Annotated in this window: 2 protein-coding genes; both read right to left on the reverse strand. The window is 72.3% G+C overall.

Annotation, left to right across the window (positions count from 1 at the left end; translation table 11 throughout):
- On the reverse strand, positions 1–3,032 hold a 3,032-nt coding region (locus tag J1C73_RS19915), incomplete at its 3' end, for a non-ribosomal peptide synthetase (protein ID WP_207317600.1).
- The coding region (locus J1C73_RS19920; protein WP_207317601.1) for a non-ribosomal peptide synthetase at positions 3,029–9,524 on the reverse strand (6,496 nt) is incomplete at its 5' end. The genes J1C73_RS19915 and J1C73_RS19920, both read right to left, overlap by 4 nt.

Raw genomic sequence — 9,524 nt, forward strand, 5'->3', positions numbered from 1 at the left:
TGGCCGCCCAGGGCGAAGAAGCTGTCGTCGACGCCGACGCGTGGTACGCCGAGCACGTCGGCGAACAGTCCGGCAAGGATTTCCTCAAGGCCGCCGCGTGGCGTCCGGCCTGTTGTGCCGGGCGGGGTGGCGGGTGCGGGCAGGGCGGCCCGGTCGAGCTTGCCGTTGGGGGTCAGTGGCAGCGCGTCGACCGGTTGGATGACGGCCGGCACCATGTAGGCGGGCAGGTGGAGTGCGACGTACGCGGCGAGCGGCCCTGGTTTCGGGGTGTGTCCGGGGGCGGGGACGACGTAGGCGATGAGGTTCCGGTCGCCGGGCAGGTCCTCGCGGACCAGTACGCAGGCGGTGCTCACGGACGGGTCGGCGCGGAGCACTGTCTCGATCTCGGCGGGTTCGATGCGGTGGCCGCGCAGTTTGATCTGCTGGTCCGCCCGGGCCGTGTAGTGCAGCGTGCCGTCGATGCCCCAGCGCACCAGATCGCCGGTGCGGTACATGCGTGCGCCGGTGCCGGCGAACGGATCGGCGACGAACCGGGTGGCGGTGAGGCCGGGCCGCCCCACGTATCCGCGGGCGACGCCAGCGCCCGCGACGTACAACTCCCCTTCGGCGCCCGGCGGCACGGGTCGCATCGCCGCGTCCAGGACGTAGGCGCGCATGCCGTCGAGCGGTCGGCCGATCGGGGCCGCGCCGCCGGGGGCGGTATCGGGGCGCACGCGGTGGACGGTGGCGAAGGTGGTGGTCTCGGTGGGCCCGTAGACGTGGAGGACGACAAGGTCCGGGTGGGCGGTGGCGATGCGTTGTAGGACTCCGGGCGCGGCGGCCTCGCCTCCGGTGGCGACCAGGCGCAGCAGGCCGAGGGAGTCTGTGTCGGTTTCGGCCCATACGTTGAACAGGGCGGTCGTCAGGAACGCCGCGGTCACGCCGTGCCGGGCTATGAGGTCCCGGAGCACGGCGGGCTGGAGCGTGCCCTCGGGTGCCACGACGACACGGCCCCCGTTGAGGAGGGGGGCCCAGATCTCGAAGGTGGAGGCGTCGAAGACGTACGCCGAGTGCATCAGAACGGCGTCGGCCGCGCCGTCGCTCCAGTTCCTGTCGGCCCCGAGTGCTGTCACGTCGGCGTGAGTGACGCCGACCCCCTTGGGCAGTCCGGTGGATCCGGAGGTGAACATCATGTACGCGAGCCGGTTGCCGCCCGTGACAGCCGGGAGGGCACCCGGGGTGTCCGGGCCTCCGTGCCGGACGGTGCCTGCGGCGTCTACGGTCAGCACGGTTACGCCCGGGTCCAGTTGACGTATCCAGGGGTGTGCGCGAGTGCTCACGTCGACGATCACGACGCGCAGGGCGGCCACCTCGGCCACACGGTTGAGCCGCTCGGTGGGCCAGCGCGGGTCGAGCGGCACATAGACGGCACCTGCGCGCAGGACTCCCAGGGAGGAGGTGACCGTGGCGGTCGAGCGGGCCACGAGGATGCCGACGGTGTCCTCGAATCCGGTCCCGAGCCCGGTCAGGGCGCCGGCCAGGCCGTCCGAGAGATCGCGGAGCTGCCGATAGGTCAGTTGCTCGCCCGCTCCGGACACGGCCACCACGTGCGGGTGCCGGGCGGCGCGTGCGGCCAGGGTGTCCGGGATACTCAGCTCCCGTGTTTCGCAGCGGAGTTCGGCGCCGGTTCCCTGGGAGAGCAGCATCTCGCGCTCGCTGTCCAGGAGGAGGGGAACGGCGTCGGCGGGGCGGTCGAGTCCCTGTGCCATCGCCGTCAGCAGGCGCCGCATACGGGCGACTGTGCGGGCCACCTCTTCGCGGTCCAGGACGGCGGCCCGGTATCCGAAGGTGATCCTCAGAGCGTTACCCGGCGCGATGGTGAGGGTGAGGGGGTAGTGGGCCGCGTCCGTTCCGCTGAATCCGGTGACGGCCAGACCGGGCAGTCCCTGTTGCGCGGTGCGCAGGGCCTCGTCGTCCATCGGGTAGTTCTCGAACACGGTCAGGGTGTCGAAGAGTTCGTCGAGGCCAGTGAGACCCTGAATCTCGGTCAGGCCCAGGTGCTGGCTGCCGAGGAGACGGCCCTGTTCGTCCTGAAGCCGGGTCAGAAGTGCGGCCAGGGATTCGCCGGGTGTCGGGCGCAGCCGTACCGGCACGGTGTTGATGAACAGGCCGACCATCGACTCGATGCCGGGAATCTCCGGCGGGCGGCCGGACACGGTGGCGCCGAACACGACGTCGAGGCGTCCGGTGAGGTGCCCGAGGACAAGGCCCCATGCACCCTGGACCAGGGTGTTGAGAGTGAGCCGGTGGGCGCGGGCCGTCTCGCGAAGCCGGTGCGTCGTGGCGGTGTCCAGGTCGAGGAGGAGGGATTCGGGCAGTTCAGCTGAGGCGGGCGCACCCGTTTTGCCGGGCCCGGCGAGCAAGGTGGGGGCCTCGATGCCGGCCAGGGCGGTGGACCAGGCCTCCCGAGCGGCGGTTCGGTCCTGTTGCGCCAGCCAGAGGAGGTAGGTGCGATAGGGGGTGACGCGCGGCAGGGCACTGTCGTCGCCCTGCGACGCGTACAGCTCGAACAGTTCCCGCACGAGGAGGGGCATCGACCATCCGTCGAAAAGGATGTGATGGCTCGTCAACACGAGACGGTGGCGCTCTGGCGCGGTGCGCAGCAGGGCGAACCTCATCAGCGGCGGTGTGGTCAGGTCGAAACGCCGGGTGCGGTCGGTGGCGAGGAAGTCGGTGAGGCGTTCCTCAGTCGTGCCGGTGCTCTGCGTAGCGGTGAGGTCCAGTTCCTCCAGCGGCACGGAAACCTCGGCGGCGACAGCCTGTACAGCCTCGTCCAGATCCTCGTGGAGGAACCCGACTCGCAGGTTGGCGTGCCGGCGCAGCAGGCTGCCGATGGCGGCGCGCAGGGCGGGAACCGAGACGGGGCCTTCGAGTTCGAAGACGAACTGCGCGGTGTAGACGTCGACGGCGTGGGAGTCGTACAGGGCGTGGAAGTGCATGCCGGCCTGAAGCGGCGTCAACGGCAGTACGTCTTCGAGTTGGAAACCGGTCACTTGCGGCCACCCCACTTGTTCTGCAGTCGGTCGATCTGTGCCTGGTTGAGCGAGACCAGGGGAAGGTCGGACGGCGTGTAGCCGCCCGCGTCGGGGCGTTGCACGTGTTCCGCGATGGTGCGCAGCGCGCGGACGAACGCCTCGGACAGGGCGCCCACGTCCTCCTCCTTGAGAAGGTCGCTGGGCCAGGTCCAGCGGGTCACCAGGCGTGGGCCGTCGGGCAGGTCCTCGGTGTGCGCGTTGATGTCGATGACGTGGTGCACGGGCATGTCCGGGTCCTGGCTCCGTGGCCCGCCGCCGTCGAGCAGGACGTCCCAGTCGGCGCCTTCGGTGTTGTCCGCCGGTTCCTGCGAAGCGGCGTACCTTCCCAGGTAGTTGAAGCCGATCTGGGGCTGGGCCGCAGTGGCCAGCCGGGAGCGCGTCGCCGGGTTGAGGTGGCGCAGCATTCCATAGCCGACGCCGTGGTCGGGCAGGGTCCGAAGCTGCTCCTTGACGCGTTTGACGGCGCGTTCGACGATGCCGGCGTCAAAGCGTCCGGGGTCTCGGGCGTCGAGGGGTCCGGGATCGAGCCGAACCGGGTAGAGGCTGGTGAACCAGCCGACCGTACGGGAGAGGTCGAGGCGCTCGGAGATCTGCTCGCGGCCGTGGCTCTCCAGGTCGAGGAGTACGGCGGTGCCTTCCGGCCGGGGCCCGCCGAGGCGGGTGGCCCGATTTGCCCGCCAGGAGCAGACGGCGAGGGCCAGGCCGGTGAGCAGGACGTCGTCCACTCCGGCGTGGAAGGCGCCGGGGGCGGTGGTGAGCAGGGACTTCGCCCAGGTGGCGGGCAGGTGTGTGACCAGGGTGCGTGTCCCGTCGGCGGTGTCCAGGTGAGGGTCGAGCGGCCGGTATCCCAGCTGTGGATCCGGCGTGCTCAGCACGCTCTGCCACAGAGGGAGTTCGGCTTCCCGTGCGGCGCCGCGCGCCTGGGACGAGAGAAGGTGCGCCCATGCCCTGTAGGGCGTGGTGGCGGAGGGCAGCGCTGTGGCCGGAGCGGGGCGCTCACCCCGGTCCGCGGCTTCCGTGACCATGTGCCAGGTGCTGGCCAGGTCGGTCGCGAGGACGCGCCAGGAGACCGCGTCGACGGCCAGGTGGTGCACCACGAGCAGCAGGCGCCCGCGGGCGTGCCGGCCGGCATCGCACCAGACGGCCTCGATCACGTTCCCGTGCGTGGGCCGCAGACGGCCGCGCGCCTGCTCGCCCGCCTCGGTGACGGCGGCGCGGGCGGCTTCCACGTCGAGGCCGGCGATGTCGACACGGGTGAAGTGGCGGCGGGCCTGCACGGCGCCGGGCGGCAGGGCTTCGAGGACGGGTTCGCCGCCGGCCGGGCCGCTGATCCGCAGACGGAGCATGTCGTGGTGGTCGATGAGCAGTTGGAGGGCGGCGACGAGCCTGTCTCCGTCGGCGCCCGCGGGCGTGCGCAGCACCCCGGACTGGTTGTAGCCGTCCGTGCTGCCGGGCCGTTCCAGGAGCCAGGCGGCAATGGGCGTCGGCGGCATCTCGCCGGTGCGTTGTTCGGCCGGTGCGGTGGCGTTGTGGCCGAGTGCGGTGGCGACGGCCGCGATGGCCTCGGGGGTGCGGTGGACGAAGACGTCGCGCGGGGTGATTCCGAGCCCGGCCTCGCGGACGCGGCTGACGAGTTGGATGGAGAGGATGCTGTCGCCGCCGAGCGCGAAGAAGTCGTCGTCCGTGCGGACGGCCGGGCTGCGCAGGACCGAGGCGAACACGTCGCACAGGACGCGTTCCTGTGCGGTGCGCGGCTGCCCGCCCGGCCTGGTGGCGGCGGGGCGCTCGGGGACGGGCAGGGCGCTGCGGTCGGTTTTGCCGTTGGGATGGAGCGGCAGCGCGTCGAGGGTGACGAAGACGGCCGGCACCATGTACGAGGGCAGGGCCGATGTCAGCCGGGTGCGCAGTTCGCTGTCGGCCGGGCTTGCGGCGCGCCTGTCGGGAACGATGTAGGCAACCAGGCGCCGCTTACCCGGCCGGTCCTCGCGAACAACCGCGCAGGCGGCGGTGATGCCGTCGAGCGCGGTGAGAGCGGCCTCGATCTCGCCGAGTTCGATACGGAAGCCGTGCAGCTTGACCTGGTCGTCGGCGCGGGAGACATAGGTGAGCAGGCCGTCGGCATCCCGTCGGACGAGGTCGCCCGTGCGGTACATGCGGCTGCCTGCGGGGCCGTACGGATCGGCCACGAATCGCGCGGCTGTCAGGCCAGGGCGCCTCAGGTAGCCGCGCGCGAGGCCGTCGCCCGCGATGTGGAGCTCGCCGGTGACGCCCGGCGGAACCGGCCGGAGCCCGGCGTCAAGGACGTAGGCGCGGGTGTTGTCGACGGGGCGGCCGAGCGGCACTCCCCCCTCCCCTGAGACGGTGTCCGCCTCCCCGCCGCGGTGATGATGGGCCGTGGCGTCGATCGTCGTCTCGGTGGGTCCGTACAGGTTGTGCACCTCGACCCGCCAGGCCTGCCCCGCGCGCGCCGCCAGGGACCGGGGCAGGGGTTCACCGCCGCACAGGACGGCCCGCAGGCTCGCGGGCGCCTCGTGGGGACCGGTCTCGGTGAGGAGGAGCGAGAGGTGCGAGGGCACGAACTGCACCAGGGTCGCGCCCGCTTCGCGGATGCGGGCCACCAGTCGGGCCGGGTCGTGGTTGAGCGCGGGCGGCACGGGGCAGGTGGAGCCGCCGTGCAGCAGCGGCAGCCAGGTCTCCCAGACCGAGGCGTCGAAGCTCGGCGAGGTACGTGCCAGGACACGGTCCTCGTCGGTGAGGCCGAGGTGGCCGGCCATCCACGCCATGTGGTTGACCAGGGACGCGTGGGTGACGACGACGCCCTTGGGGCGGCCGGTGGAACCCGAGGTGTAGATGACGTACGCGGCGTCCAGGGGGTGCGGCGCGGCGGTGGACGGTGCCGCGCGCCCGGTGGACCATGCGGCCCGGTCGTCGAGTGCGAGGTAGGCCACGGTGGGGATGTTCCGCGCGGCGCTGAGGGTGCTGTGGGTGAGAAGCAGCGCCGGGCGGGCGTCGTCGAGCATGTAGCTGATCCGGGCCTCGGGGTATTCGAAGTCGACCGGCAGGTAGGCGGCCCCCGCCTTGACCACCGCCAGCATCGCGACGGCCTGGTCGGCGGTACCCTCCAGGGCGAGGGCGACGAGGTCGCCGCGTCCGATGCCCCGCCCGTGCAGGTGGTGCGCCAAGTCGTCGGAGAGCGCGTCCAGTTCACCGAATGTGAGCCCGTGCGACCCATCCCGTACGGCGATCGCCTCGGGGGTTCTGGCGGACTGTGCGCGAAACGCCTCGGGTGCCGTGCGCGCCGCCGCGGCCCGGAGCGGGCCGTGCGCGGCCCGCTCCAGGCTCCTCTGCTCCGCCGCGTCCAGAACGCCGGCTGAGTGAACCCGCCGGCCGGGGTCGGCGGCGAGCGCGGCCAGCAGGCGGGTGAGGCGTGCGGCCAGGGCGTGCGCGGTGGTGCGGGCGAACAGCTCGGTGGAGAACTCCAGGACTCCGCCGAGGCCGGCGGGCCGGCCCGCGCCGTCGCGTGACTCGGTGAAGGTGAAGGTCAGGTCGAACTTGCTGATCCCGGTGTGCACGGGCTGTTCCGTGACCGTGAGACCGCGGAGGCCGATGGTGGTGTCCGCCTGGTTCTGGAGGACGAGCATGGTCTGGAACAGCGGGTGGTGGTTCTGCGCCCGTACCGGGCTCAGGGCGTCCACCAGCCGCTCGAACGGCACGTCCTGGTGGGCATAGGCGGCCAAGTCGAACTCGCGTACCCGGTCTATCACTTCTTCGAAGGTGGGGTCTCCGGACAGATCGGTGCGCAGGACGAGGGTGTTGACGAAGAAGCCGACCAGGTCGTCGAGGGCTTCGTCGGTGCGTCCGGCGACGGCCGTGCCGAGCGGGATGTCCTCACCGGCGCCGTGCCGGGACAGGAGCACCGAAAGGGCCGCCTGGAGCACCATGAAGAGGCTGCATCCGCGGGCTCGGGCGAGATCCGCGAGTGCCCGGTGGGTGTCCGCGTCGACGGGGAAGGCGAACGCGTCGCCGCGGTACGCGGTGACGGCGGGGCGCGGCCGGTCGTACGGCAGGGAGAGCAGGGCGGGGGCGTCGGCGAGTGCGGTGCGCCAGAAGTCCAGCTGGCGGGCGGCCTGGCTGGTGGGGTCGTCGTCGGCTCCGAGCAGTGCGCGCTGCCACAGGGTGTAGTCGGCGTACTGGACGACGAGTTCCGTCCAGGAGGGTTCCTCGCCCTCGGCGCGTGCCCGGTAGGCGTCACCGAGGTCGCGGGCGAGCGGGGCGAGGGACCAGCCGTCGCCCGCGATGTGGTGAACGAGCAGGACGAGAACATGGGTCTCGGCGCCGAGCCGCAGCAGCCTGGCCCGTACGGGCAGGTCGGCACTCACGTCGAAGGTGTGCGCGACCTCGGTGGCAAGGACTTCGTCGAGGCGGCCGGGGTCGGTGTCGCGGGGCGCCAGGTCGAGGTCGGCGCCACTGGCGTCGAGGACCAGCTGGCGCGCCACGCCGTCGGTCTCGGGAAAGACGGTACGCAGACTCTCGTGGCGTTCGACGACGTCCGCCAGGGCGCTCTGCAGGGCGTCCGCGTCGAGCGGGCCTTCCAGGCGGAGCACCATCGGCACGTTGTACGTGGCGCTGGGCCCTTCGAACCGGTTGAGGAACCACAGGCGCTGCTGGGCAAAGGACAGCGGCAGCGGATCGGGCCGCCGCCGGGCCCGCTCCAGCGGGGCCCTGGCTTCTTCTGCGCCGTGCAGAGCGGCGGCGAGGGCGGTGGGGGTGGGGTGCTCGAAGACGGCCCTGACCTGGACCTCCACGGCGAGCGCGGTCCGGATGCGTGCGGCGAGCCGGGTAGCGAGCAGGGAATGGCCGCCCAGGGCGAAGAAGTCGTCGTCCGCGCCCGCCGCGTCCAGGCCGAGCACGTCAGCGAAGAGTGCGCAGAGGATCTCCTCGCGCGCGGTTCGGGGGGCACGCCCGCGGCCCGGAGCATGGTGCGCGGGCACTGGCAGGGCGCGCTGGTCCACCTTGCCGTTGACGGTGAGCGGAAGCGCCTCGATCAGGACGAACGCGGAGGGCACCATGTAGGCGGGCAGGGACCGGCCGACAGCCCGGGCGAGATCGGCGGATTCGGGACGCGCCCCGGTGGCGGGCACCACGTACGCCACGAGCCGCCGGTCACCGGGCGCGTCCTCGCGGACGACGGCGAAGGAGTCGGCGACACCTTCGCAGCAAGCCAGCACACCTTCGATCTCGCCGAGCTCGATACGGTAACCGCGCAGCTTCACCTGATTGTCCGCGCGGGCGACGTAGGCGATCTGCCCGTCACGGGTCCACCGGACGAGGTCTCCGGTGCGATACATGCGCCCGCCCCCGGCGTCGAACGGGTCGGCCACGAAGCGTGCGGCCGTCAGGCCAGGAAGCCCGATGTATCCGCGCGCCACGCCGTGGCCGGCGAGGTACAGCTCGCCCACCACGCCCGGCGGGACCGGGCTCAGGGAGCCGTCGAGCACGTAACTGCGCAGGCCGTCCAGGGCCCGTCCGATGGGCGGCGGGCCCGACGGCAGGTCGGCTGCCACGTCATAGCGGGTAGCGAAGGTGGTCGTCTCGGTGGGTCCGTACACATGGAGGACGCGCACGCCTGGCGCTGTGCCGGCCACTCGCTGCATCGCGTCCGGCGAGGCCAGTTCACCCCCGGCGCACACGAGCCGGAGGCCGGCGAAGGCGCCTGGATCGGTCTCGGCGATCACGTTGAACAGGGCCGTCGTCAGGAAGACGGCGGTCACGCCGTGCTCACGGACGGCATCGCCGAGGACAGCGGCCTCCAGGACGCCCTGCGGTGCGACCACGACCCTGCCGCCACGTAGCAGCGGGGCCCAGATCTCGAACGTGGAGGCGTCGAAGACATAGGCCGAGTGCATCAGCACCGCATGGGCGGCGCCGCCCTGCCAGGCCGAGTCGGCCGTCAGCGCCACCACGTCGGCGTGCGTGACCCCGACACCCTTGGGCAGACCGGTCGAGCCGGAGGTGAACATCACGTAGGCGAGGGTTCCGGGGCCCGGCACGGCAGCGGGGCGGCCCGGCTGCTCCGGTGCGCCCCGCAGGATCCGGCCGACCCGGTCCACGACGACGACCGGTACCTGCTGGGCCATTGCGGCCACCCACGGGGAGGCGAAGGCGCCCTCGTCGAGGACGAGGACGCGCACGGCCGCCACCCCGGCGACCTGTTCGAGCCGCTCCCCGGGCCAGCGCGCGTCCAACGGGACGTAGGCTCCGACCGCACGGACCGCGCCGAGCGACACCGACACCACGGCCGGCGACCGGGCGAGCATGACGCCGATCGCTGACTCCGGGGCGATGCCGAGGCCTGCCAGCGCGCGGGCGAGGTCTGCGGAGATCCGGTCGAGTTCGGCGTACGTGAGGGTCGTGTCATCGCCGGCGACGGCCACCGCGTCCGGGGTGCGG

Source organism: Streptomyces laculatispora (genome assembly GCF_017353455.1).
In the GTDB taxonomy this organism is placed as follows: domain Bacteria; phylum Actinomycetota; class Actinomycetes; order Streptomycetales; family Streptomycetaceae; genus Streptomyces; species Streptomyces laculatispora.